This window comes from Synechococcus sp. H70.2, assembly GCF_047462275.1.
Classification (GTDB): Bacteria; Cyanobacteriota; Cyanobacteriia; order Thermostichales; family Thermostichaceae; genus Thermostichus.
The window spans coordinates 32043-56506 of sequence record NZ_JANSIU010000009.1; the positions used below are offsets into that span (position 1 = coordinate 32043).

Genomic DNA, 24464 nt, shown 5'->3' on the forward strand with positions numbered 1-24464 from the left:
CAGCCTGCTACCCGGCTTGGAACAGGGTGCAGCAGGAGAATTGGGGGTTAGGCCGCTCCGGCAGGCGCAAGCCAAGGCGGTAGACTAGTCAAAAGCTTTTTCGATGAGTTGCCGTTGGGAAGATCTCTTGCGAAACCTGTTTCTTACCGGCGCTAGCGGCTGTCTGGGGCACTATGTGTTGGAGCGCCTGGCCCAGGAAAGGGATCCCGAGTTTCCAGAGCGGCCCGCCTACCACCTCTACCTCCTTATCCGCAATCCCAGCCGCCTGCGGCTGAACTTGGAACGGCTGCCCGCCCCCATCACCCTGGTGCTCGGCGATCTGCTGCACATCCGCGAGCACGCTGCCCTGCTGCAGCAGATGGATGGTCTGATCCACATGGCGGCGGCTTGGGGGGATCCCACCCTAGCCTGGGCGGTGAACGTTACCCACACTCTGGAGCTCTTTCAGTTGTTGGATCCCCGGCGCTGCCAGCAGGTGATCTACTTTTCCACCGCCAGCCTTTTGGATCAGGCGTTACAACCCTTGACCATTGCTGGCCAGGTGGGCACAGATTACATCCGCAGCAAGTATGTGATGCTGCTGCGGCGGCGGGAAAGCTGCTTCTGGCCGGATCGGCTGCTGACGCTCTACCCCACCCTACTGTTTGGCGGCAGTCCCCACCACCCCTATTCCCACATCACCGCTGGCCTTAAGGATGTGCTCCGCTGGCTAGATCTCATCCGCTTTTTGCGGATAGACGCCAGCTTCCACTTCATCCACGCTGCCGATGTGGCAGAGATGGTGGCCTACTGGGTAGCCCATCCGCCCGGTGGCGGCGATTGGGTGTTGGGCAACCCCCCTCTGTCTGTGGATGAGTGCGTGGAACAGGTGTGCGCCCATTTCAGAAAGCGGATCTACTTCCGCCTGCCCTTGCCCCTCGGACTCCTCCGCAGCTTGGCTTTTCTGTTTGGGGTGCGGCTTTCGGCGTGGGACGAGTACTGTCTGCGCCACCGCCATTTTGTCTATCCGGCCCTCTCGCCAGCAGGCCTGGGTTTGCCCTGCCACTTCCCCACTGTAGCCTCTCTTCTGGATGCTTACCTCTAGGCCGCTTTTTCCCTCTCCCAGAGGAGGTGGGGTTCACCGGACTTCAAAAGGGATTAGCTAGGAGGGGCGGCCACTTCTCCAATAGCCAAGGCTTGCAGCTGAGCGGCAATGCGCTCCCGGTTAAGCCTCTGCCCGATGAACACTAGGCGGGTCAACCGCGGCTCTTGCGGGCGCCAGGGCCGGTCGTAGTAGGTTTCCAATCGCCCTCCCACTCCCTGCAGCACCAGCCGCATCGGCTTGTGGGGCACGGCCACAAACCCCTTCACCCGGTAGAGGCATTCCTCTTGAGCCAGTTGGCGCAGTTGGGCAACTAGGGATCCCGGCTCATAGCTCCCCTCCAGGCTCAGGTAAAAAGACTCGAAGGCCTCGTGCTCGTGGTCTTCTTCGTGATCGTGGTGGCTGGGGCGGCGTTCAAGTTGGTCTTCCACGGCTGCGTTGAAGCCCAAGAGCACTTCTGGGGCCACCTGGCCCCGCTCACAGGGGAGGACTCGAACCTCAGGGCGCAATTGTTGCCGCAGCCAGCTCTCCACGCGCGCTCGCTCTGACAACGTGATCTGATCCACCTTGCTCAACAGCACCAAATCGGCGCAGCTCAACTGATCCGCAAACAGCTCCTCAATGGGCGTCTCGTGATCCAGGCTCTCGTCTGCCTGCCGCTGCGCCTCCAGGGCCGCCAGATCCCCCACCAGTTGTCCAGAGGCCAGGGCCTGGCCGTCCACCACCGCAATCACCGCATCCACCGTGGCGCCAGTGCGTAGGGTGGGCCAGCGGAAAGCCTGCACCAGGGGCTTAGGCAAGGCCAATCCTGAAGTTTCAATGAGAATGCCGTCCAGCTCCGCCCGCCGTTGCAGCAGGGTCTCCATGGCAGGCAAAAATTCCTCCTGCACTGTGCAGCAGAGGCAGCCGTTGGCCAGCTCCAAAATCGGGATGGAACCCTCTCCCGCGCAGAGTTGGCAGTCTCGCAGCAGTTCGCCATCGATGCCCACTTCGCCAAACTCATTGACCAACACCGCGAGACGGCGACCGCCACTGTTGAGGAGGAGGTGACGGATGACAGTGGTCTTGCCAGATCCCAGAAAGCCAGTGATGACGGTAACCGGGACTTTGTGCATCTTCCCTAAGGATTCGGCTTCCCCAGTTTCTACCCTCCCCTCCGTTCTTGCCAATCCTGGTGGGGAGGATCCCACAAAAAGGCCCCCTAGAGGGGGCCAAAGGTCTATTCCAAGGAGACGGATGCCCTTACCGGATTGGCTTCATCCGGTAAACCGGCTCGTCCTCACGGCTAATCCCTTTCTCAAAGCCAGCGGCGGCAGCACGGGCACGACCGGCATGCCACAGGTGGCCAACGAAGAACAGGAAGCCCAAGATGAAGTTGTGGGCCGCCAACCAAGTGCGGGGGCTGGTGAAGTTCACCGTGTTGATCTCGGTCGCCACACCCCCCACCGAGTTCAGGGATCCCAGTGGCGCGTGGGTCATGTACTCCACCGCACGGCGAGCTTGCCAGGGTTGGATGTCGTTCTTCAACTTATCCAAGTCCAGGCCATTGGGGCCCAGCAGCGGCTCTTTCCAGGGAGCCCGCACATCCCAGAAGCGCATCGTCTCACCCCCAAAGATGATCTCGCCCGTGGGAGAGCGCATTAGGTACTTACCCAGACCGGTGGGACCTTGAGCTTGGCCAATGTTTGCCCCCAGGCGCTGGTCGCGCACGATAAAGGTAAGGGCTTGCGCCTGCGAAGCCTCTGGTCCCGTGGGTCCGTAGAACTCACTGGGGTAGACGGTGTTGTTGAACCAGATGTAGCAGGTGGCAATGAAGCTCATCAGCGAGACCGCCGCCAAGCTGTAGGAGAGATAGGCCTCTCCCGACCAGATGAAGGCACGGCGGGCCCAGCCAAAGGGCTTGGTGAGGATGTGCCAGATGCCACCGGCAATGCAGATGATGCCGATGTAGATGTGGCCACCAATCACATCCTCCATGTTGTCCACACTGATGATCCAGCCTTCCCCACCAAAGGGAGACTTGAACAGATAGCCGAAGATTACTGCCGGGTTGAGGGTGGGGTTGGTAATTACCCGCACATCCCCACCGCCAGGAGCCCAGGTGTCATAGACACCGCCAAACCACATAGCCTTAGCCACCAACAGGAAAGCCCCCAACCCCAAGAGGATGAGGTGGATTCCCAGGATGGTGGTCATCTTGTTCTTATCTTTCCAGTCGTAGCCAAAGAAGGGGAAAGACTGCTCCAGGGTTTCTGGGCCGCGAATGGCGTGATAAACACCCCCAAACCCTAGCACAGCACTGGAGATGAGGTGCAGTACACCAATGACAAAGTAGGGGTAGGTGTCCACCACTTCGCCGCCTGGGCCAACTCCCCAGCCCAAAGTAGCCACGTGAGGCATCAGGATCAGGCCCTGTTCATACATGGGCCGATCCGGCGTGAAGTGAGCCACCTCAAAGAGCAGCATCGCTCCCGCCCAGAAGACCATCAAGCCAGCATGAGCTACGTGGGCGCCCAAAAGCCGACCGGAGAGATTGATTAAGCGGGCATTCCCAGCCCACCAGGCAAACCCGCCTTGGGTGCGATCTTGCACCACCACTGAACCAAGTGTTGTCGAGGTCACAGAGACCAACCTCCAATAATCAGGACCAGAACAAAACTAGGATAAGCACCTGCTGCTGGGATCCCTGCCCACTGGGAGGATCCCGCGGGCAGGTGCTTAGTCCCTAGAACGTTTGCAGCTCAAGTCAAGCAAACTGGGTGGATTTAGAGAGCATTGCCGCGGGGGAGGACTTCCTCGGGGAACTCAAAGTGCTCATGCGGCTGATCCTGCGGCGCCATCCAGGCGCGAATCCCCTCGTTGAGCAAAATGTTCTTGGTGTAGAACGTCTCAAACTCGGGGTCTTCTGCCGCCCGCGTTTCCTGACTAATGAACTCATAGGCGCGCAGGTTCAGCGCCAACCCCACTACCCCAATGCTCGACATCCACAGACCAGTTACCGGTACAAACAACATGAAAAAGTGCAGCCACCGCTTGTTGGAAAAGGCAATCCCAAAAATCTGGCTCCAGTAGCGGTTAGCCGTCACCATAGAGTAGGTTTCTTCCGCTTGCGTCGGCTCAAATGCACGAAACGTGCTTGCTGCTTCCCCATCCTTGTAGAGGGTATTCTCTACCGTGGCCCCATGGATGGCACACAACAGCGCTCCACCCAAAACGCCGGCTACCCCCATCATGTGGAAGGGGTTTAGCGTCCAGTTGTGGAACCCTTGGAAGAACAGCAAAAAGCGGAAGATCCCGGCCACCCCAAAGCTGGGGGCAAAAAACCAGCTGCTCTGCCCCAGGGGGTAAATCAGGAACACGCTCACAAATACGGCAATTGGTGCGCTGAAGGCAATGGCGTTGTAGGGCCGCACCCCTACCAGACGGGCAATCTCAAACTGCCGCAGCATGAAGCCAACCAAGCCCAGCGCCCCATGGAAGGCCACAAAGGTCCACAGGCCGCCAATCTGGCACCAGCGGGTAAAGTTCCCCTGGGCTTCTGGGCCCCAGAGCAGGAGCAGGCTGTGCCCCATGCTATCGGCTGGGGTGGAAACGGCCACTGTCAAAAAGTTGCACCCTTCCAGGTAGGAGCTGGCCAACCCGTGGGTGTACCAAGAGGTTACAAAAGTAGTGCCAGTCAGCCAGCCGCCCAGGGCCAGATAGGCGCAGGGAAACAGCAGCAGCCCCGACCAGCCGATAAAGACAAATCTGTCGCGCTTGAGCCAGTCATCGACGATGTCGAACCATCCTCGCTCCTGGCGTACGCGTCCCACTGCTATGGTCATAGGACGATCTTCTCCTTAAAAATTGATGAGAACGCTAATGAAGCTACAAACTTTGCTTCCTAGAGGCAAGACCGCGGCCTAGGTATAAAAACCTAAACCCTTGGGGAGCTACAGGGATCCCCACAAGCTACCCCAGAGCCAGCGGACAAGTCCTTCTACCCTTGGCAGGACTAAGCCTGGGCCAGTAAAGACTTGTAAATTGCTCTCATTATAGAAGCAGGGAGCCCGCTCTTAGCAAGTCTATAGTGACCGGGATCTTTACAAAGCGTAATCTTTGCAGCTTTCCTGCGCTTGGGAGGGGCTACCCAACTGCTGGTAAAGTCCAAGAGGAAAATCCGATATCCTAAGGACAGGGCACTTTTCTAAGGCAAATCCATGGCTAGCGAGATCTTGACCATTGCTGGGATCTCCATTGTCTTAACGTTGGCAGGTTTGGCGCTTGGGTATGGGATCCTGCGCCTGACCCAAGGTGGGACGGAGTAGAGCCTGGCGGCCAATCTGAGAAGGGGGACCAGTCCTGCCAGGAGGGATCCCAAGCTGACTATGCTTGAAAACGCGATTGTGCTAATCACCGGCGCCAGCAGCGGTATTGGTGCAGCCTGTGCCACGCTTTTTGCCCGTTCTGGAGCCAAACTAATCCTGGTGGCCCGCCGTCAGGAGCGGCTGCAGGCGCTGGCTGCAGAGTTGCAGCAGGCCTACGGCACTTCCTCCCACCTATTGCCGTTGGATGTGCGGGATGCAACAGCCGTGCAGCAGGCGCTCCAGTCTTTGCCGCCAGCTTGGGCTGAGATTGACATCTTGATCAACAATGCTGGCCTTAGTCGCGGCTTGGACAAACTCCACAGGGGGGATGTGCGAGATTGGGAGGAGATGATCGATACCAACCTTAAGGGCTTGCTGTACGTTACCCGCGCCGTCTTGCCTGGGATGGTGGAACGGGGGCGGGGCCATGTGGTCAACATTGGCTCAATTGCCGGTCGACAGACCTATCCTGGCGGCGCCGTCTATTGCGCCTCCAAAGCCGCTGTGCGGGCTATCTCCGAGGGGCTGAAGCTGGACCTGCTCGGCACCCCTATTCGCGTTACCGAGATCCAGCCTGGCTTAGTGGAAACTGAGTTTAGCCAGGTGCGCTTCCGCGGTGACCAGGAGCGGGCAGCAGCGGTCTATCGGGGCCTCACCCCCTTGACAGCAATGGATGTGGCTGAAGTAGTGCTCTTTGCCGTTACGCGTCCCCCCCACGTCAACCTCAGCGAAGTCCTGCTGGTACCCACTGACCAGGCCACCACGACAATGGTGCATCGCCGCTAGGGTTGACACTCCCACCAACCAATCCCAAAGCGGGACGGAGTCCTTTCGCGCTAGCAGGAGGGAGGGTTACCAAGCTACTCTGCTGGGTAAAGATCCAGAGGGCGGGTTCTCTCTCCGTTCGCTTGTTCGGCCCTCACCCCCCATCCCTGGGCGACAATGGGGGAAAGGGGGTGGGGCCCATGGGACTGGAAAGCGGGATCCTCATTGGGTTAAGCATTGGCCTACTCGCTACGCTGATTTCCCTCTGGCAGAGCCGGCGCCGCTTTAGCCGCCAATTGCAACAGTTGGGATCCCTGCTGCACGTGGCCCTGCCTCTGCAGCCGCCTGAACAGATGCTCAGCCGACTTAGTCGCCACCTCCGCCACCAAGAGCTGGAGTGGGCTAGCCAAAAACGATATCTCCAGGACTGGCAGTATCTCAGCCAACATCTGCCCTGGGGGTATTTGCGGGTGGACGAGAACAATGTTGTCTTAGAGTGCAATCCTGCCGCCCAGCGCCTACTGCGCATTCATCAGTGGCAGCCGGGCATCAAGCTCCTGCTGGAATGGGTGCGCTCCTACGAGTTGGATCAGCTCATTGAAGCCACCCGCCGCCAGGAAGCCAACACGCCCATCCAGAGCCGCGAATGGATCTTCTACCCTCCCGGTGGCGAGGACAAACCGGTTCCGCTGCGGGCTTGGGGTCTGCCCTTACCCCAGGCCCATGTGGCCATCTTTTTGGAAGACCGCTTGGAGGCAACTCTACTGGTGCAGCAAAGGGATCGCTGGGCCTCGGATGTGGCCCACGAGCTGAAGACTCCTCTCACCTCGATTCGCCTGCTGGCGGAAACCCTCCAAAGCCGAGTCGATGCTGCGCAGGCAGTTTGGGTGGAACGATTGCTCAATGAGACGTTGCGCCTTAGCCAGCTGGTGCAAGACTTGCTGGAACTGAGCACCCTCAAGTTGGGGGCCGCATCCCGCTCCCAATGGCGCTGGGTGGATCTCACAACTTTGGTGCGCGAAGCTTGGCAAAGTCTGGAACCGCTGGCCAAGTCCCGCCAGCAGGAACTGTATCTGACCAGCCCTTCCCAGCTCTATCTCTGGGGGGATGAGCAGCGCCTCTATCGCCTCATCCTCAACCTTTTGGATAACGCCGTCAAATATAGCGGGCCTGCCTCTCCCATCTACGTGATGGTCTCAGACCAGGGATCCCGGGTGCGGCTGGAGGTCTACGACCATGGCCCTGGCCTGCCGGAGGATCAATTTGAGCTGGTCTTTCAACCCTTTTACCGCACCGATGCGGCACGGGCCCGCAGCAAAGGCGGCACGGGCCTAGGCTTGGCAATTGTGCGCCAGATCGTTGAACTTCATGGGGGCACGATCCAGCTGCGCAATCACCCGCAAACTGGTGGGCTGTGGGTTCAGGTGGAATTGCCCCGCCAGCACCCCGAGGGCTTATAAGGAAAACGGCTAGCCCTGCTTTTTGCAATCCAAGGGGGAAGGCTGAGATTTCCTCCTCTAGGACTATCCAGCCGGGAAGCGATCCCCTAGAATTACTCTAGGTAATCCTTACAGTTCGCACCTTAGGCATTGGGAATGGGCGCAGACTATCATTCCGCGGACTTGCTGTCGGAACGGGAACTGCAGGTCCTTGAGTTAATCGCAGCTGGCATGACCAATCAGGACATTGCAAAGCGCTTGGAAATCAGCAAGCGCACTGTTGACAATCACATCAGCAACATCTTAAGCAAGACGCGGACGACAAACCGCGTTGCGTTGGTGCGATGGGCGCTGCAGTGGGGAAAGGTGTGCTTGGATCAGGTTAATTGCTGTGCCTTGAGCAACGACAAAATTGCTTGATCCTCCTTTGCAAGAGTCTATCTTCTACCTTCACCCATCGAGCACCCCAGGAAACCGCGGTGGCTGGGAAAAAGCCGCGGGCCTGGGCTCCGCTTGCAACAGCCGTTGACACAGCTGCGCAATCTGGGCTGGGCTGGCCTCATCCAGCCAGCGGTGGAAGGCTTGGGATTCGCGGATCCAGCTAAGTAGCTGCGTGGGGATCTGTTCTGGCCCCTTCAACGCCGCTAGCCACTGCTGGGGCAGGCCAGTCGCTGCCGCCAGGGCAGCGGGATCCCAGGGCTCTGCCTGGCTAAGTTCCCGCAGTTGGGCAAGTTGCTGAGGGAGGTGCTCCCAGGGGTGGGCAGAAGCAGCCAGTACCAGAGTCTGCGGCTGCACCTGCTGCAGCAGCTGGGCCAGATCTTGCGGCAACCAGGGCCAGCGGGCCAGTACAAGAGCTGTTTTGGCTGAGGGGAGCACCTGCTGCCTAAGAGGAAGGGGTTGCCCATCGTAGTAGAGGGCTTTCTCCAGAGCATCCGGTAGGGGGCATTGCCGATAGTCCTCAACCTGGAGGCGAGGGGCGGAAACGGTGGGGGCCTGCCACTCTCCCGCAGGACGCACCGCCAGCACTCTGCCCCACCAGGGTTGTCTGCCCCGCTCCTCTGCTTCCAAGCAGAGGGCAATGTCTACAGCCGGGCACTTCTGCCAACGCTCCAGCTCTTCGCCAGCTTCCCAAAACCAGAGGGTACGGGATCCTGCCTTGCCTTGGAGTTGAAACCTAAGATGGCGGCCATCGCGAGAGACTCTCAGAGTAGATCTACTGGGGCGGAAGTTCATCAAGGCTACCACAGGGTTGGGATTGCCGTGGCCAAAGGGCTGGAGAAGCTGCAGCTGTCGATACACTTCGTCTAGCTCCGCCACCCCATCCCGGCCCTGGGCGGCCAGCCGATCCCAGTCGAGGAGGATCTCCACTGCTAGGACGCGAGCTTGCTGAACTGGGCTAACCTGCGCAGCTAGCTCTCGCCGCAACGCCAGTTGCACAGCAGCCAGGCAAGCCAGATCTACTTGGATCCCAACAGCCATAGGATGCCCCCCTCCCCGCTGCAGGAGGGGGCGCACCGCCTCAATGGCCCTTAGCAGGTTCACCCCTGGAATCGAGCGGCCCGACCCGTAGCCTAGCCCTGTGCTCTCGTCTTTGGCAATCAACACTGCTGGGCAACGGTACTGCTCCGCCAAGCGCGCCGCCGCAATTCCCAAAACCCCCGCTTTCCAACCGCTTCCGGCCAAGACAATGGCCCGCTCTCGGGCCAGATCTAGGCTCTCCAGCTGCTGAGTGGCTTCCTGCAGCACTTGTTGGGTAAGCTGGCGACACTCTTCGCTAAGGGCAAGGAAATGCTCCACCAGGGCCTGGGCCCGCTGCGAATCGGAGGTGGTCAACAGCTCCACTGCCAAGCTGGCATCTTCCAAGCGGCCAATGGCGTTCAGCTTGGGGGCAAGGCCAAAGGCAATGTCTTGAGCTGTTAGCGCTCCTGGAGAGGAGCCGTTGCTTACCCAATCTAGGAGAACCCGTAGCCCTGGGCGCCGCGTCTTGGCCAGTACGGGTAGCCCCCGCTGGACCAAGTAGCGACACTCCCGCTGCAACACTGCCACGTCGGCTACGATCCCCACCGCCACCAGATCCAGGTATTCCTCTACGCCCGGGATCCCTAGCGCTTGGTAGAGGGCCTCCGCCAGCTTGTAGGCCACTCCCACCCCTGGCAGAAAGCGCAGCGGGTGGTCTTCTGGCAGACGCAAGGGATTGATGACAGCATAGGCAGGGGGCAAGGGATCTGGCAGGGTGTGGTGATCCGCCACGATGACATCCACCCCCTGGGCTTGGGCCAAAGCAATCTCGGCAGCATTGCCTATGCCGCAATCCACCGTCAGGAGCACTTGGCAGCCCTGAGCCAGCACCTGCTGTAGCCGCTGGGAATTGAGTCCATGGCCTTCGCTGCTGCGCAGCGGTAGGGTGAACTGGACTTGGAAGCCCAAGGGTTGTAAAGCTGAGAGCAGAAGACTGGTGCTGGTGACGCCATCGCAGTCGAAGTCCCCCCAAATGCAGAGGGTTTCTCCTCTTTCCCTGGCTTCCAGCAGCCGCGCCACCGCCCGCTCCAGATCCGGCAGGGATCCCGGCGGGGTGGGGGAATAGCAGTCAGGATCGACAAAGGCCCGCGCCTGTTCCCGGCTGTGCAGCCCGCGCAAGGCCAGCACCTTGGCTGCATACTTGCCGTATTCTCGGCTCAGCTCCGGATCAAACTGGGGTGGAGTGGGCAGCAGATCCCAGCGGTATTCCATGCCAACGGGTTGGGCCGGCCCCCGGGCCGACAGGGATAAAGCTCCTTAGGAGCGTATCAAAAACTGCCCAGGGAGAAAATCCCGGAAAGCAAAAGCCGGGGTGAGCGATCCCTGCCAACCTGCTATTGACAGCAGTGAGAGGCCACGCAGCAAGGGGAGGGGTGGGCGTGGTCATGGGTGGCACAGGCTTTGCTGCAGTAGAGTTGGCCTTCGTAGCGATAGCCTTGGCTGCTTTCGAAGCTGCAGTTGCAGTGGTCACAGGCGCAACGAACAAGGGTGGTAGCAGACATGATTTTTTCTCCTTGCTTGAACTGAGGGATCCTCTTGTCGAAGATCCGTGTCGCTATACCCTAGCAGTTGCTCGGCAGCGGCGCCGGAACAAGAATCAGACTCAATTTGTGGCGATTCCAAATCAAAGCAACCCCAACTCCCCTGCTGGGAGAGGGGCGGGGGGTGAGGTCATCGCAGCAGAGGTTAAGAGAAGCCCATAGCCCTCCAGCTAGTTATTGACTATGATGCGGGCGTGAGGTGTGAATAAGTGCCTAGGTGATGGCGACCCAAAGGATTTGCTTTGCCCAAGTCTCAGATGTTCACCTAATGCCGGAGACGGGGTGCCGCTGGTGGTGGATGTCCGATTCCCCTCGCCGCCAGTTGGAAGCTGCCGTTGCCCACCTTAACCAGGTGCCTGAGCTGGACTTTGTCGTGTTCACCGGCGATCTGGTGGACCAGGCCGACCCAGAAAGCTTTGAGTTGTTTCGGGAGATTCTTGCCCAACTGCGGGTGCCCTACTACCTCAGCCTTGGCAACCACGATGTCGACACTCTGAGGAGAAAGGGGCGCTTTGATCGAGAGCAGTTTATCCGCTGGTGCCAAAGCCAATTTCCCCTCTTCCCAGCCCCCACTGGCTATGTCGACTACAGTCTTTCCCCTCTGCCCGGGATCCGCCTAATTGCCCTTGATGCCAGCCTGGGGCCTTTTCCCTTGCCCCAGGGGGTGCTGCGCCCCTCCCAACTGCGCTGGCTGGGCGAACATCTGCAAGCAGTTTCAGAGGAATGGCTGATCCTGCTCATCCACCAACCACCTTTTATTGCCCCTACGCAAGTGGATGCGGTTGTATTCCGCAACTACCGGCTCCACAGGGAGCCAGCTGCCGCCCTCCATGCTCTCTTAGCAAGTCACGGGCGGGTGGTGGCGGTGTTGAGTGGACATCTGCATGTGCCCAAGGTCCAGGTGCGAGACGGGATCCCCTATCTGACAGCACCTCCTCTGGTGGGGCCAGTCTCGGCCCTGCGGCTGTTCGAGGTGGATCTCAACCCCCGGCGAGGGATCCTACGCTACCACTGGGTTTACCCCCTGGACCCAGGACCCAGGCCGCTCTGGCATGGCTTGGTAATGGGGACACGTCGGGATCGCTGGGGACAGATCCCTCTGCGCGCTGGAGGAGCCCGATCTACCCTGCCAGCCGCTGCTGCCCAATAAAAATCCTAAAGCTCGACCGAATTAGTGTAGATTAAGAAGGCAAAGCAGGTGGATTCGGCGTTTCCCCCTATGAGTACAACCCTTTCTTCCTCTACCCCCTGGGAATGGGCAGCCCAGGAGGTACAAAGGCGATATCAGTCCCAGGTAGCTGCCCTGAGCGAGCACTTTGAGCCCCTTTCTGCAAGCGACCTGCTGGCCTGGGCGGTGTCTGAGTTCGGGGATGGGCTAGTGCTGGCCTGCAGCTTTGGCCCGGAAGACCTGGTGTTGATTGATCTGCTCACGGCCATTCGCCCGCAGGTGCGTGCCTTTTTCTTGGATACCGATTTTCACTTCCCGGAAACCCTACAACTGCAACAACAAGTGCTGGCCCGCTATCCCCATTTGCAACTGGAGGTTTTTAAGCCTCTGCTGACGCCGGAAGAGCAGGCGGCGCAATACGGGCCAGAGCTGTACCGCACCAACCCTGACCTCTGCTGCAACCTCCGCAAGGTGGAACCCCTGAATCGCGCCCTAGCCAACTGCACCACCTGGATTACGGGGATGCGTCGGGAACAAGCCCCCACCCGCGCCAACATTGGCAAGGTGCAGTGGGATGGCAAACGCAACCGTCTCAAGCTCAACCCCCTTGCCGACTGGACAAGCGGTCAGGTGTGGAAATACATCCTCGACCACGGGATCCCCTACAACCCCCTCCACGACCGCAACTATCCCAGCATCGGCTGCCTACCCTGCACAGCCCCAGTGGAGCCGGGGGAGGATCCCCGCTCGGGTCGCTGGAAGGGCATGGCCAAGACCGAGTGCGGCCTGCACACCTAGCCCGGGGAATCCTTCCCCTGTTCTGGAAGGAGCTTAGGTGGAGGTTACCCCTGGAGCCCAAGCTACTTTGGAAGCGGCCATTGCTCAAGCTTTCGTCTATGGCAACAAACCGAGGGCCACTGGCAGCACCAACTGCAGCGCTGTCTAGAGCACTCCCAGCAATAGCGGTTACTCCCTAGCAGCCTGCCTGGCCAGCCCTCGGACTGGTTTGCTGCCGTACTGAGCCCTACTTTGCCTAGCCACCCGAGGTGTTGCATGACCAGCTTTCCTTGGGGATAAAACCAAGGACTAGGGGAAGCTGGGCTTAGCGAGGCTCTTGATAGCGGTGGTAGATCTCCAGGATTTCACTGCGCCCGCGGTTAAAAGCTGCCACCACTTGCGGATCGAAGTGGCTGCCGCTGTGGTTTTCCACAAAGCGAAAGATCTCGTCCAGATCCCAGGCTTCTTTGTAGGGGCGGCGGCTGGCCAGGGCGTCGAACACGTCCGCCAAAGCCACGATCCGTCCTTCCAGCGGGATCTCTTCTCCCTTGAGGCCTCGCGGGTAGCCACTGCCATCAAACTTCTCGTGGTGGGTGAGGGCGATGAGGGCGCTTTTTTGCATTAGCTCTGAGTCGGATTTGCTGAGGATCTCATAGCCAATCTCAGGGTGGCGGTTCATGATCTGTCGCTCTTCGGGGGTGAGGGGACCTGGCTTGTGCAAGATGGCATCCGGGATCCCGATTTTGCCCACATCGTGCAGAGGGCTGGCGTAGAAAATCAGCTCCTGTTCATGGCCGGAGAGGCCCAACTCTTGGGCAATGATGCGGGAGTAGTGGCTCATGCGCTTTAGGTGGAAAGCCGTGTCCTGATCCCGATACTCAGCGGCCTGAGCTAGACAAAAAATCGTTTCCAGGTGAGCCGATTTTAGCTCTTCCCGCAAGCGCACATTTTGATAAGCAACAGCTGCCTGGGAAGCTAGGGCTTCGGCCACCTGGACTTCCAGCTCAGAAAACGGCTGACTCCATTCGGCCACTTGGTTGGGCGCTAGCTCAGCAGGACGATCCGGCCTGAGGCGGTTTAAGAGTTGCAAGGCTCCGAGGATGTTTCCTGAGGGATCCCGCAGCGGCACCGTGAGCAGAGAGCGGGTGCGGTAGCCAGTCTGCCGATCCACCTGGGGATTAAAAGCGTAGGGCAGATTGGGGGGCAGTTGGTAAACGTCCGGCAGATTCAAGCTCTCCCCGGTAAGCACTACATAGCCCACGATGCTGGAAGGGCTGAGGGGGAGGCGCAGATCCCGCAGCTCCTCGTTGCGCTTGACCACGAAAAAGCGCAGCTCATCTCCTTCGCGGAGGAACAGGCTGGCCCCATCGCAGCAGGTTAGCTCGCGCGCCTGGGCAACAATCAGCTCCAGCAGCCGCTTTAAATCCGTTTCTGAGGAAAGGGCAATCCCCACCTGGATCAGCCGCTGACTCAGGCGCAAGGCAGCAGCAGGCTCGAATTTAGCTTCGCCAAGGGAGAGCTCGAAGGGGGCAGGCCTAAGGGACATGGCTTATCCTCTACTGGGCTACGGGCGTTCCCACCGCCGCCCCGAGGGGGGAGGCTGGGGCTCGCCTATCCAGAGTAACTCTGCTACCCTACTTTACCTGTGGAGGCAAAAGACGATGCAGTGACCCAGATCAAGAGCCAGCCGCCAGAGGAGGTTACCATCCAGCTCATTGTCGGCTTGGGCAACCCTGGCCCGCAGTATGCCAACACCCGGCACAACTGCGGCTTTATGGTGGTGGATCGGCTAGCGGAGCGCTGGGGGATCCCGTTGGTTTTGGAAAAGCGCTTCCAGGGCTCCTACGGAGAAGGGCTTGCCCTGGGGGGCAAGCGGCGCCTGCTCAAACCGGAGACCTACATGAATCGCTCGGGCGAGGCGGTGCGGGCGGTCCTGGATTGGTACAAGCTGGCTCCCAGCTCGGTGCTGGTGGTGTACGACGATACAGATCTGCCCCTAGGCCGCCTGCGGCTACGGGGATCTGGTTCTGCTGGCGGACATAACGGCATGAAGTCCGTTATTCAGCATTTGGGCAGCGAAGCCTTCCCCCGGCTACGCCTGGGCGTGGGCAAGCCCAAGGGCAACCAAGACATGGTGGGGCATGTTTTGGGCAGATTTGAACCCGCCGAGCAGGCAGTGCTGGAGCGGGTTCTAAAGGCGGCGGTGGAAGCAGTGGAGTGTTGCTTGCAGGAAGGGCTGGGGGCGGCGATGAACCGCTTTAACCCCTTGGATCTCTCCGAACCTCTTGCTGCCCAAGAGCGGTTAAAGCCAGACTCCCTACCGAAAAGGACGGGCTAGTCCTTTCCCTATCAACTCCGGGAAAGCTAGTGGCGCCGCCCTGTTCCCGGCCCGAAGCAGCTCTGGGAGCAGTGGAGGCTCCCTACCGCTGGGGCAAAAGTTCCCCTCGCACTGCTGCCAAAGCCTGCAGCAGTTCCGGCAGCTTCGGCGATCCCGTGCCTGCCTCCTGCCTCAGTCTCAAAGCACGCTCCAAATCGGCAGCGGCAGCCGCCAGGTCCTCTCCCTGATAGGCGCGCGCTAGGCCACGGTAGTAGTAGCCCCTAGCTTCTTGAGGCTGCACCTCAATCGCTCGGCTGAAATCCTCAACGGCCAAGTTGAAGTCGCAAATGCTAGCCCACATCATGCCGCGGTGAACGTAGGCATCGAAGAGATCGGCAGAGTTTTGGTTTTGCTTGGCCAGCTCAATGGCCAGGTGCAATACGTCGAACGCCGATTCCTGATGTCCCTGTTGGGCCCAGATGCGGGAGCGCAACAGGTGGAGTTGGGGGTTGCGATAGGCAATGCGATCTAGGGGGGACAGAGTTGCTAAAGCCTGTTCCTGCTCTCCAAAGTACTCATGTTGAATCCTGGCCTTGAGCAAGTAGGCCTCTGGGAGGTAGGGATCCAAAGCAATGGCAATATCCAGATCCTGCAGCGCCCTAGCCATGAGGGGGTTGAGGGCAGCCGCCTGCACTGCCCCAGGGAAAGCAAGGGGCTCCCAGAACCACCGCTCCGGCTCAGGGAAAGCAAGGGCTTCCCAGAGGTACTGCGCCCGCCGCAGATAGAGCTGCGCGTTCCCTGGCTCCTGTTGGATGGCCTGGCCCAGCTGCACCAGATAGGCAGGATCTAGGTGAAAACCCTCGCCAGCCTGCCGAGAAGCCAGCAGCAGTTGTTCGGCTTGTTGCTGATGGGCTTGGGAGCGCTGCTCAAGCTGTTGAAGCTTGGCCTGCAGTTGAGCCTGTCGCAGGAGCAAAGGCTCAAAGACAGCGCCCTGTCCCTTGCGCAGCGAGGCCAACCCGCCACATTCGCCGCTCAAACACAGCCAAGACAGTAGGCCTACCAAGGCCGACCCGGAGAACAAAAGACTGGATCTCAGCATGGATCCCCCCACGCAACAGCTTGGAAAGAGAAGTTGCTTTTAAACTAGTTCGCCAGTGGGGCAGTGTCCAGTGCTCGTGCTCCAAAGCCGGAAGGCCGCCCCCCAGGAAGGTGCGCCAACTCCACACCGAGGCTGGTGGTATGCGTCAGCATCAGGACGGGGGTAGGTCACACAACTAGGTTAACCAACTTCTTCGGCACCACAATGACCTTCTTTGGCGCTGCCCCTTGCAGATACCTTTGGGCCGCCTCCGACTGCAAAGCCAGCCGCTCCTGCTCCTCCGGCGTGACATCAGCAGGGGCTTCAAAGGAGCCCCGCAGCTTGCCGTTGACCTGCACCACAATGGTTACCGTGTCGGCCACCAGCGCCCTCGGGTCATAGCTGGGCCATGACTGGCGATGCACCGAGTCTGTACCGCCCACTGCCTGCCACAGCTCCTCAGCGATGTGAGGAGCAAAGGGAGCCAAAAGCAGGATGAGGGTGCGGATCCCTTCCGCGTAGACCGGCGAGTCAGGGATCCCAGCTTCAGCTAGGGCATTGCTCAGCTTCATCAGCTCGGCAATGGCGGTGTTGAACTGGTACTCTTCCAGGTCCTCACTGACTTCTTTGATGGCCGTGTGGATGGCGCGGCGCAGATCCCTTTCCGCTTTGGTTAGGGATCCCACCTCAATCTTGGCCTGCAGCAGCTCAGCGGCTTTGCCTTGCAAGGACTCCGTCCCGCTAGCGCGAACGACAAACTCGTACACCTGCCGCCAGATGCGGTTGAGAAAACGAAATTGCCCTTCCACATCGGCGTCGTCCCACTCTAAGTCTTTTTCCGGCGGCGCCTTGAAGAGGATAAACATGCGGGCCGTGTCGGCTCCGTAGTGGGCCAGGACCTCTTCCGGATCTACGCCGTTGCCCTTAGACTTGGACATTGCAGCATAGATAACTTGCAGGGGCTCGCCGGTTTCGGGATCGCGGGGATCGTTGGGATCCTTGACCAGAGCCGTTGGGATCCAGCGATCCTTGCCGGACTTGTTGGGGTTGTAGTAGGTACGCCCCTGCACCATTCCCTGCGTCAGGAGGCGGGAGAAGGGCTCGTCAAAATTCACCAACCCCAGATCCCGCAGCACTTTGGTGAAGAAGCGGGAGTAAAGTAGGTGCAAAATGGCGTGCTCGATGCCGCCCACGTATTGATCCACCGGCAGCCAGGCGTTGACCAGATCCTTGCGGAAGATCTCGCGGTCGTTGCGGGGATCACTAAAGCGCAGGAAATACCACGAGGAGCAGATGAAGGTGTCCATCGTGTCGGTCTCGCGGCGGGCCTCGGCGCCGCAGGTGGGGCATTTTACCTTCACCCAGTCCTCCCGCTGGGCCAAGGGAGACCCCCCTCGCCCCGTCAGCTCCACATCCTCCGGCAACAGCACCGGCAGATCCTCCTCTGGGACCGGCACAGTGCCACAGTGGGGGCAGTGGATCACGGGGATGGGGCAACCCCAGTAGCGCTGCCGCGAGATGAGCCAGTCGCGTAGGCGGTAGTTGACCTGTCGTTCTCCCAGCCCCTGCTCCTCCAGCCAGGCGATGGCCCTTTCCACACTCTGCCCTGGGCCTTTGCCCACCGGGATCCCGTTCAAGGGGCCGGAGTTCATCAACACCCCCTCCCCTGTCCAGGCCGCCTGCAGATCTTCAGCACTCTCCACCTCAGCGTGGGGCGGCTGCACCACCAGCTTGATGGGCAGGCCAAACTTGCGGGCAAACTCGAAGTCCCGCTGGTCGTGGGCAGGCACAGCCATGATGGCCCCCGTACCGTAGCCCATCAACACGTAGTCGGCAATCCAGATGGGGATCCGCTCTTGGTTGACGGGGTTGATGGCGTAGGATCCTGTCCAGACGCCCGTTTTTTCCCGATCTTCGGCACTGCGCTCCATCTCGCTGCGGGCAGCAGCCTCGGCCTGGTAGGCCTTGACGGCAGCCTGTTGCTCAGGGGTAGTGAGCTTCTCCACCAAGGGATGCTCCGGCGCCAGCACCATGAAGGTGGCTCCCCAAAGGGTGTCAGGCCGCGTGGTAAAGACCGGCAGCTCCTCCCCTGTTTCGGTTTTGAAGACGACCCTCGCCCCCACCGACCGGCCAATCCAGTTCTCCTGCATGGTGCGCACCCGCTCCGGCCAGCCGGAGAGCTTCTCCAGGTCGGCCAGCAGTTGGTCGGCGTAGGCCGTGATCTTGAGAAACCACTGCTTGAGCAGGCGTTTCTCCACCAGGGCCCCGGATCTCCAGGAGCGCCCCTCGGCGTCCACTTGCTCGTTGGCCAAGACGGTCTGATCCACCGGATCCCAGTTCACAGGCGCTTCCTTCTGGTAGGCCAGGCCCGCTTTGAAAAACTGCAGAAACAGCCACTGGGTCCACTTGTAGTAGTCGGGGGCGCAGGTGGTGATCTCCCGCTCCCAGTCGTAGGAAAGCCCCAGCCGCTGCAGTTGATCCCGCATCTGGGCAATGTTCTGGTAGGTCCACTTGGCTGGCGGGATCCCGTGGTCAATGGCCGCATTCTCCGCCGGCAAGCCAAAGGCATCCCACCCCATGGGGTGCAGCACTGCGTACCCCTGCATGCGCTTGTGGCGGGCAATGACATCCGTGATGGTGTAGTTGCGCACATGCCCCATGTGCAGGCTGCCGCTGGGGTAGGGAAACATCGACAGGGCGTAGAACTTGCGGCTTTCCGCCGTCAGCTCCGGCGTGCGATCCAACCCAATGGACCGCCAGTGGGCCTGCCATTTCCTTTCAATGGCCTGGGGATTGTAGCGCGCCTCCACGGTTTAGGACTCCTGGAAAACAGTTCTTGCCTTTGGGGAGTCTAGACATCAGCATTTTGGCATGCTTTGGCCGCTTCAGGGATCCTGGGGGTTTCTAGGAGAACAGGCGGGATCCCCTCAGTAGGTTTCCTCATTCCAGCGGCTGGCTTTCTTCAGCTCCCTCTGAAACTTGTTCCAGTCCTGGCCGGCTTGTTCAGCCACGGCCGCCATGACACTGTTGATGCCATCCTCCATCCCCTTGAGGCCACAGATGTAGACGTAGGTGTTGGGTTGTTGCAGCATCTCCCACAGCTCGGCACCGTACTCGGCCATGCGGTTTTGCACGTACATCTTTTTGCCGTCGGAGGTTTGCTGTTCGCGGCTGATGGCGTAATCGACGCGGAAGCGATCCCCATGCTCGGCTTTCCAGGCTTCCAGGTCGCCCCGGTAAAGCAGGCTGGAAGTGGTGGGTACCCCAAAAAATAGCCAGATCCTGCCCTGGTAGTTGGGATCCTCCTCCAGCAAATGCTTGATGAAGGCCCGAAAAGGAGCAATGCCAGTGCCGGTGGCAACCAGAATCAGATTGGCGTTCGGATCTTCCGGCAGCAGGAAAGTCTTCCCGGCCGGCCCCGTGATCATCACCTCATCCCCAGCCCTGAGATCAGTGAGGAAGCCGGAGCAGACTCCCACCCCCGGCTGGCCTGTCTCCTTATCCACATATTCGGCCCGCTTCACGCTCAAAGAAACGGTGCGCCCCTCGCCATCGTCACCATAGCGGGTGGAGGCAATGGAGTAGAGGCGGGGCTTGTGGGGCTTGCCTTGGGCATCGACGCCAGGGGGAATAATGCCAACGCTTTGGCCCTCTAGGTAGCGGAAGTTAGGATCTGGCAAGTCAAGCACGATGTGCTTGGTTAGGCCAGGTGCCCCTTCCTCGACAAGGGAGTAGGTTTCCAAACATTGGCCGATAAGAGGGGCGTTGGGGCGGTAGAGATTGACAACCACTTCTCGCTTTTGGGCGCTGGCAACCATGACTGGGATCTGCTCCTAGGAGTCGTAGCTATAGCAAACACCTTAGCAGGCCGCCTCTTGGGAAGGGAACAACTGGCAGGGATCTTCCTCGGCCATCCAGAAAAACGCCCCCGCCGCGCAGGGAAGGGTCTGGTGTCTTTCTCTAGCCCCAGGATTGCTTGCAATGGAGCGTCTTGTGGTAACATGCAAAGCCATAAAGATAACGTTTTCAGAAGCCTCCTTGCAGTTTTGCCCCGCCTATCCCCAAGGAGTTCCCATGGCAAGCAATCCCGAACGTATTGTGATGATTGGTGTTGCTGGAGATTCTGGCTGTGGCAAGTCAACCTTCTTGCGGCGGTTGGAGGACTTGTTTGGCCGGGATCTCATTACCACCATTTGTCTGGATGACTATCACTCCTTGGACCGCTACCAGCGCAAGGAAAAGGGCATCACGGCGCTGGATCCCCGTGCCAACAACTTCGAGTTAATGTACGAGCAGGCCAAGGCGCTCAAAAATGGCCAGAGCGTAATGAAGCCCATCTACAACCACGAGACGGGGCTCATTGACCCACCCGAGCGAGTAGACCCCACCCCCATCATTGTCTTGGAGGGCCTTCACCCCATGTACGACGAGCGGGTGCGGGAGCTGCTGGACTTTAAGATTTATCTGGATCTGGCACCGGAAATTAAGATTGCCTGGAAGGTGAAGCGGGACATGGCGGAGCGGGGCCACACCTATGAGGACGTGTTGCGCTCCATCGAAGCCCGCCGGCCTGATTTTGAGGCCTACGTCGATGTGCAGAAGCGCTATGCCGACGTGGTGATCGAGGTGCTGCCCACTAAGCTGCTGCCGGAGCTGGATCCCGAGCACAAGGTGCTGCGGGTGCGCATGATCCAGCGGGAGGGGGTGAAGTACTTTGACCACGTCTATTTGTTTGACGAAGGCTCCACCATTGACTGGATCCCGTGCGGCAAGAAGCTAACTTGCTCCTACCCCGGCATTCGTCTGCACTATGGCCCCTCTACCTACTTTGACCAGCCGGTCTCGGTGTTGGAAGTGGATGGCAGTTTCGACAAGCTGGAGGAGGTTATCTACATCGAGAACCACCTGAGTAATCTATCGACCCGCTACTATGGCGAGCTGACAGAGCTTTTGCGCAAGCACCCAGAGTATCCGGGATCCCGCAACGGCTCTGGCCTTATCCAGGTCATCGTAGGCCTAAAGCTGCGTGCCCTCTACGAGAAGATCCAGATGGAAGCCAAGAAGCTGGCAGTAGCTTCCTAGGCTTTGCCTCTGCTGGAGGGGGATCCCTCTGCCTGGCTGGGGCAGTTGGGCAAGCGGCGATAGAGGGCGAGCAATGCAAGGATTCCAGTTGGAGGTCTGGCCGGAGGGAACAGCCTTTTTCCGGCGAGCGGTCGAGGTTTGGCAAGAGCAGGCCGCGGCAGCCATTCGCCAGCGGGGCCGCTTTACAGTGGCGCTGGCAGGGGGAAATACGCCGCGAAAGTTGTATGCCGCTTTAACCCAGACGCCGGGGCTCCCCTGGCAGCAAACCTGGCTGTTCTGGGGGGATGAGCGCTACGTTCCTCCGGATCACCCTGAGAGCAATTACGGCATGGTACGGCGGATCCTGCTGGAGACGGTTGGAGTTCCCGCCTCTCAGGTCTTTCCCATGCCCACCCAGGCAGGGGATCCCTTGCGGGATGCGGCGGAATACGAGGCGACCCTACGGCAGATTTTCGGCAACGAATGTCCCACCTTCGATCTCATCTGGCTTGGAGTGGGAGAAGACGGCCATACGGCTTCCCTGTTCCCCGGCACAGCCGCCCTGCAGGTGCAACATCGCTGGGTAACCGTGGGGCAGAAGGGAGAGGAGCCACGCCTAACTCTCACCTATCCTGTTCTCAACCAGGCCAGGCAGGTGGTGGTTTTGGTAACTGGAGCCGGCAAGGCTGCAATTGTCAAGGAGGCGCTGACAACGGAGGCCCACCTGCCCTGCCAGCGCCTCAATCCCCAAGGGCGGCTGCTGTGGCTGCTGGATACGGCGGCGGCAGCTGAACTGCCCTTGCCCGCCGTGACGTTGCTTGGCTAGGCTGCCCAGGTCAAGGTTGCCGGCTAAGGATGGCCATTTGACCCAGATCACCGCTGCCTCCCCCTTGTTTCGCATTTCATTGGGGCAGTTGGGTTAGAGCGCTGCCCCATGTCCATCCGCCTCATTGTCGAATCGGTTCTCCAGAGCACCTACCTCAGCCGCCAGCAAGAATCCCAAATCTGCCACCTCCTCCAGGAGGGGCTCTACGACGAATTGGATCTGGAAGCAATTGACCGACTAATCCTCGCTTTGCTGGAAGGGCAAGTCCAGCTTGAGTGAGAGGAAAGCTGCGCCACCCCCCCAACTCCTCAAGCCAAAGCTTAACCCAGTCTTCTGGAGCAGTTTAGTGGCTGGAGCAGGAGACAGCTACAGGGATCCCCGCAAGGGAGCTTTCCAAAGGGTTCCCTCCCCAGATCGGACAACGCCTAGGCCAGCCGTCAACCCCCTGCCCTCCTGCTAGCGCATAGAGGGCGAGCTTCCCGCTTCAACGGGAGCTTGTAGCACCGATGGCCCACCGCAGGGTTGCAACCGAGGCCATCCTATCTTCGCAGGGGTGTCTGCCTCCCGACCGTGACTCTGCAAGGACAGGGCGGAACTCCACCCCCGTACCCCAGCAGCTAAAGTCGGGGGATCCTTGAGAGCCCTGTCAGCCTCCCTACTTGCTGTGATATCTTACTGGCTCTAACCAAGCCCTTTCTTGAAAACCATGAACGAGCTCAACACCCTGATCCAGGATCTGCAAGCTGCCTTTGGCGACGGTGGCACGCCAGTGCTCTCGATATATGCCGACATCAACCCTGCCCGTCCCGAAAATACCGGCCGTGCCTGGGTGGGACGCATTAAAAACGCCATCAAGGAGCTGTCGGAGCTTCAGGAGAGCAAGCAGGATCCCTCCCTCTACGAACAAGTTCTTGCCCTGGTGGAACAGGAGCGCCCCTCTGCCCGTACCTTGGCTCTGTTTGCCAGCCGCAGCCCAGAGGGCAAGCTGGTGGTGCGCCGCATCGACCTGCAGGTGGAGCTGCCGGTAGTGGATCTGGCCCATGGGCGGGTGGAAGCCCGCTGGGGTGAGCCGTACTTGACCCCTTTGATTTTCGCCTTCGATGAATATGAGCGGGCCGGGGTGTTGCATCTGTCCGGAGCCAGGTGGCACTTCTACGAACTCTTTTTGGGAGAACTGCGGGAGGACACGGACATCTTTGCCAACATCGGCGCCGACGAGTGGCGAGAACTCCAGGAGCTAGCCGACCGCATCGAAAATGCCGTTGCCGAGCGTCGGGCCCGCAGCGGCGGCACCTTCGACAAGCTCTCGCCTAAGGAGCGGGAGGCGGCCAAGGTCAGCCTCTGGATGCACAAGCTCTACCAGCGCCTGGCCCAAGCCCTCGACAAAGCTGTGGACCGGCTGGGCATTGAGCGGCTGGTGCTCATGGGCGAAGTCTGGCAGGTATCCCATTTCGAGGGCTACCTCAACCGCGGCCTGCGCAACCGCATCGTCGCCCGGGTAGGACACCCCGCCAACCTCCACGCCCCCACACCCCAAGACATCCTCGAGCGGGTGCTGCCCGTCCTGGAGGCCGCCGAGCGCCGAGGGGAACTGGCTTTGTTGGAGCGGATTCGAGAGCAGCCCGGCGCTTGGGGCCTAGATGCAGTGCTAGACGCCCTCCAGCTAGGTCGGGTGGCAATCTTGGTCTTGCCCTGGAGGCTAGAGGCCACCATCTGGCGCTGTCCAGACGGCTCGGTGGGAGGAACCCCAGAGATGGCCCAGCTCCTCTGCCCCGAGCCGCAACCAGTGCCCCTGCGGGATCTCGTGTGGGTGCTAGCCCGCGATTTTGGCGCTAAACTGGAGTTTGTCCGTGGCGAGGCCGAAGATCGCCTCCTCCAGGAGTTCCAGGGAGCGGCAGCGCTGCTGCGCTGGTAGGTCTAGCTACTTGAAGAGGGAAGGCCCAACCCTCTAGCTAGATCCCCCAGCAACAGTGTAGGCTGCTAGCATAACCTAGCTCATCCAGTTTACCGAGGGATCCCCTTGACCCAGTCCATTGATCTCCCCACCAGCGTCGATACGTTTTTGCAAGAGCTGGCCGCCATTCAGCAAGTGGGGCCTAAGCGGATAGCCATCTTGGGCACTCGCCATGTGCCCATCACCCACCAGTACCTCATCGAGACCCTCAGCTACGCTCTGGCCCTTACCGGCAACCGCATCCTCACGTCCGGCGCTATTGGTACCAACCTAGCGGTGATTCGGGGAGCAATGCGGGCAGATGTCAAGTCCTTGACGGTGATCCTGCCCCAAAGCTTAGAGCGACAGCCGGCGGAGTCGCGGGCCAGTCTGGAGCAAGTGCTGCATCTGGTGGAACACCCTGAAAACGACCACCTGCCTTTAGCGGAGGCCAGTCGCCTCTGCAATTTGGAAATCATTAGCAAGTGCCAGCAATTGATCTGTTTTGCCTTTCACGACAGCGTCACGCTTTTGGAGGCCTGCAGACACGCCGAGGAGCAACACAAGGTGGTGACGCTCTTCTACTTTGACTGATTCCTTATTTGGGCAAGGGG

Annotated in this window: 22 protein-coding genes; 13 read left to right on the top strand and 9 right to left on the bottom strand. The window is 59.9% G+C overall.

The annotated features are described in order from the left end of the window. Positions 1–127 precede the first annotated feature (127 nt). A complete protein-coding gene (locus NW822_RS09510) occupies positions 128–1084 on the top strand; it encodes an NAD-dependent epimerase/dehydratase family protein (protein WP_414404272.1) in 957 nt (318 codons plus the stop codon). 53 nt (positions 1085–1137) lie between these two features. On the opposite strand, the gene cobW is transcribed toward NW822_RS09510, so the two are convergent. The 3 genes from cobW to psbD form a co-directional block, all read right to left on the bottom strand. Beyond that, complete coding sequence (gene cobW / locus NW822_RS09515; RefSeq protein ID WP_414404273.1) at positions 1138–2196, bottom strand: cobalamin biosynthesis protein CobW; 1059 nt, start codon at positions 2194–2196, stop codon at positions 1138–1140. A gap of 127 nt (positions 2197–2323) precedes the next feature. Then, positions 2324–3703 (bottom strand): photosystem II reaction center protein CP43, encoded by a 1380-nt coding sequence (psbC, locus tag NW822_RS09520; protein ID WP_414362916.1) that lies wholly within the window; start codon positions 3701–3703, stop codon positions 2324–2326. Positions 3704–3846: 143 nt separating this feature from the next. Then, the gene (gene psbD / locus NW822_RS09525; protein WP_414362918.1) at positions 3847–4905 is read right to left on the bottom strand and encodes a photosystem II D2 protein (photosystem q(a) protein); all 1059 of its coding nucleotides are present in this window, start codon (positions 4903–4905) and stop codon (positions 3847–3849) included. A gap of 375 nt (positions 4906–5280) precedes the next feature. Here psbD and NW822_RS09530 point away from each other — a divergent pair, with 375 nt between their 5' ends. From NW822_RS09530 to NW822_RS09545, 4 genes are all read left to right on the top strand, one after another. Further along, positions 5281–5388 (top strand): PetM family cytochrome b6-f complex subunit 7, encoded by a 108-nt coding sequence (locus NW822_RS09530; RefSeq protein ID WP_414362920.1) that lies wholly within the window; start codon positions 5281–5283, stop codon positions 5386–5388. Between the two features lie 60 nt (positions 5389–5448). Then, positions 5449–6213 carry an SDR family oxidoreductase gene (locus NW822_RS09535; RefSeq protein WP_414404274.1) on the top strand — a complete coding sequence of 255 codons (765 nt, stop codon included), beginning with the start codon at positions 5449–5451 and terminating at the stop codon, positions 6211–6213. Between the two features lie 179 nt (positions 6214–6392). Further along, positions 6393–7652 (top strand): sensor histidine kinase, encoded by a 1260-nt coding sequence (locus tag NW822_RS09540; protein ID WP_414404275.1) that lies wholly within the window; start codon positions 6393–6395, stop codon positions 7650–7652. Positions 7653–7787: 135 nt separating this feature from the next. After that, on the top strand, positions 7788–8051 hold the full coding sequence (locus NW822_RS09545) for a helix-turn-helix domain-containing protein (protein ID WP_414362925.1): 264 nt from the start codon (positions 7788–7790) through the stop codon (positions 8049–8051). 30 nt (positions 8052–8081) lie between these two features. Here NW822_RS09545 and recJ read toward each other — a convergent pair whose 3' ends face one another. Beyond that, entirely contained in the window at positions 8082–10361 is a 2280-nt protein-coding gene (gene recJ / locus NW822_RS09550; RefSeq protein WP_414404276.1) for a single-stranded-DNA-specific exonuclease RecJ, read from the bottom strand. A gap of 122 nt (positions 10362–10483) precedes the next feature. After that, positions 10484–10651 carry a hypothetical protein gene (locus NW822_RS09555; protein ID WP_414404277.1) on the bottom strand — a complete coding sequence of 56 codons (168 nt, stop codon included), beginning with the start codon at positions 10649–10651 and terminating at the stop codon, positions 10484–10486. A gap of 259 nt (positions 10652–10910) precedes the next feature. Between NW822_RS09555 and NW822_RS09560 the strand changes: the two genes are divergently transcribed. Both NW822_RS09560 and NW822_RS09565 read left to right on the top strand, forming a co-directional pair. Then, positions 10911–11840, top strand: coding sequence for a metallophosphoesterase family protein (locus NW822_RS09560; protein WP_414404278.1), 930 nt, complete (start codon positions 10911–10913; stop codon positions 11838–11840). Between the two features lie 69 nt (positions 11841–11909). Continuing rightward, a complete protein-coding gene (locus NW822_RS09565; RefSeq protein ID WP_414362933.1) occupies positions 11910–12656 on the top strand; it encodes a phosphoadenylyl-sulfate reductase in 747 nt (248 codons plus the stop codon). 304 nt (positions 12657–12960) lie between these two features. Here the strand turns inward: NW822_RS09565 and NW822_RS09570 are convergent, their stop codons facing one another. Then, positions 12961–14181 carry an HD domain-containing phosphohydrolase gene (locus NW822_RS09570; protein WP_414404279.1) on the bottom strand — a complete coding sequence of 407 codons (1221 nt, stop codon included), beginning with the start codon at positions 14179–14181 and terminating at the stop codon, positions 12961–12963. A gap of 120 nt (positions 14182–14301) precedes the next feature. Between NW822_RS09570 and pth the strand changes: the two genes are divergently transcribed. Then, positions 14302–14973, top strand: coding sequence for an aminoacyl-tRNA hydrolase (pth, locus tag NW822_RS09575; RefSeq protein ID WP_414404280.1), 672 nt, complete (start codon positions 14302–14304; stop codon positions 14971–14973). Between the two features lie 82 nt (positions 14974–15055). On the opposite strand, the gene NW822_RS09580 is transcribed toward pth, so the two are convergent. The 3 genes from NW822_RS09580 to NW822_RS09590 form a co-directional block, all read right to left on the bottom strand. After that, positions 15056–16051, bottom strand: a complete 996-nt coding sequence (locus NW822_RS09580; RefSeq protein WP_414404281.1) for a hypothetical protein — start codon at positions 16049–16051, stop codon at positions 15056–15058. 167 nt (positions 16052–16218) lie between these two features. Next, entirely contained in the window at positions 16219–18840 is a 2622-nt protein-coding gene (gene leuS / locus NW822_RS09585) for a leucine--tRNA ligase (protein WP_414404282.1), read from the bottom strand. Between the two features lie 117 nt (positions 18841–18957). Next, positions 18958–19848, bottom strand: coding sequence for a ferredoxin--NADP(+) reductase (locus tag NW822_RS09590; protein WP_414404283.1), 891 nt, complete (start codon positions 19846–19848; stop codon positions 18958–18960). Positions 19849–20104: 256 nt separating this feature from the next. Between NW822_RS09590 and NW822_RS09595 the strand changes: the two genes are divergently transcribed. The 5 genes from NW822_RS09595 (at position 20105) to NW822_RS09615 (ending at position 24444) form a co-directional block, all read left to right on the top strand. Continuing rightward, positions 20105–21112 carry a phosphoribulokinase gene (locus tag NW822_RS09595; protein ID WP_414362943.1) on the top strand — a complete coding sequence of 336 codons (1008 nt, stop codon included), beginning with the start codon at positions 20105–20107 and terminating at the stop codon, positions 21110–21112. Positions 21113–21185: 73 nt separating this feature from the next. Next, on the top strand, positions 21186–21917 hold the full coding sequence (gene pgl, locus NW822_RS09600) for a 6-phosphogluconolactonase (protein ID WP_414404284.1): 732 nt from the start codon (positions 21186–21188) through the stop codon (positions 21915–21917). 108 nt (positions 21918–22025) lie between these two features. Next, positions 22026–22196: a hypothetical protein gene (locus NW822_RS09605; RefSeq protein WP_414404285.1), complete on the top strand. Its 171-nt coding sequence runs from the start codon at positions 22026–22028 to the stop codon at positions 22194–22196. Between the two features lie 427 nt (positions 22197–22623). Then, complete coding sequence (locus tag NW822_RS09610; protein ID WP_414404286.1) at positions 22624–23832, top strand: VLRF1 family aeRF1-type release factor; 1209 nt, start codon at positions 22624–22626, stop codon at positions 23830–23832. A gap of 105 nt (positions 23833–23937) precedes the next feature. Beyond that, a complete protein-coding gene (locus NW822_RS09615) occupies positions 23938–24444 on the top strand; it encodes a DNA recombination-mediator protein A (protein WP_414362949.1) in 507 nt (168 codons plus the stop codon). Positions 24445–24464: the final 20 nt, after the last annotated feature.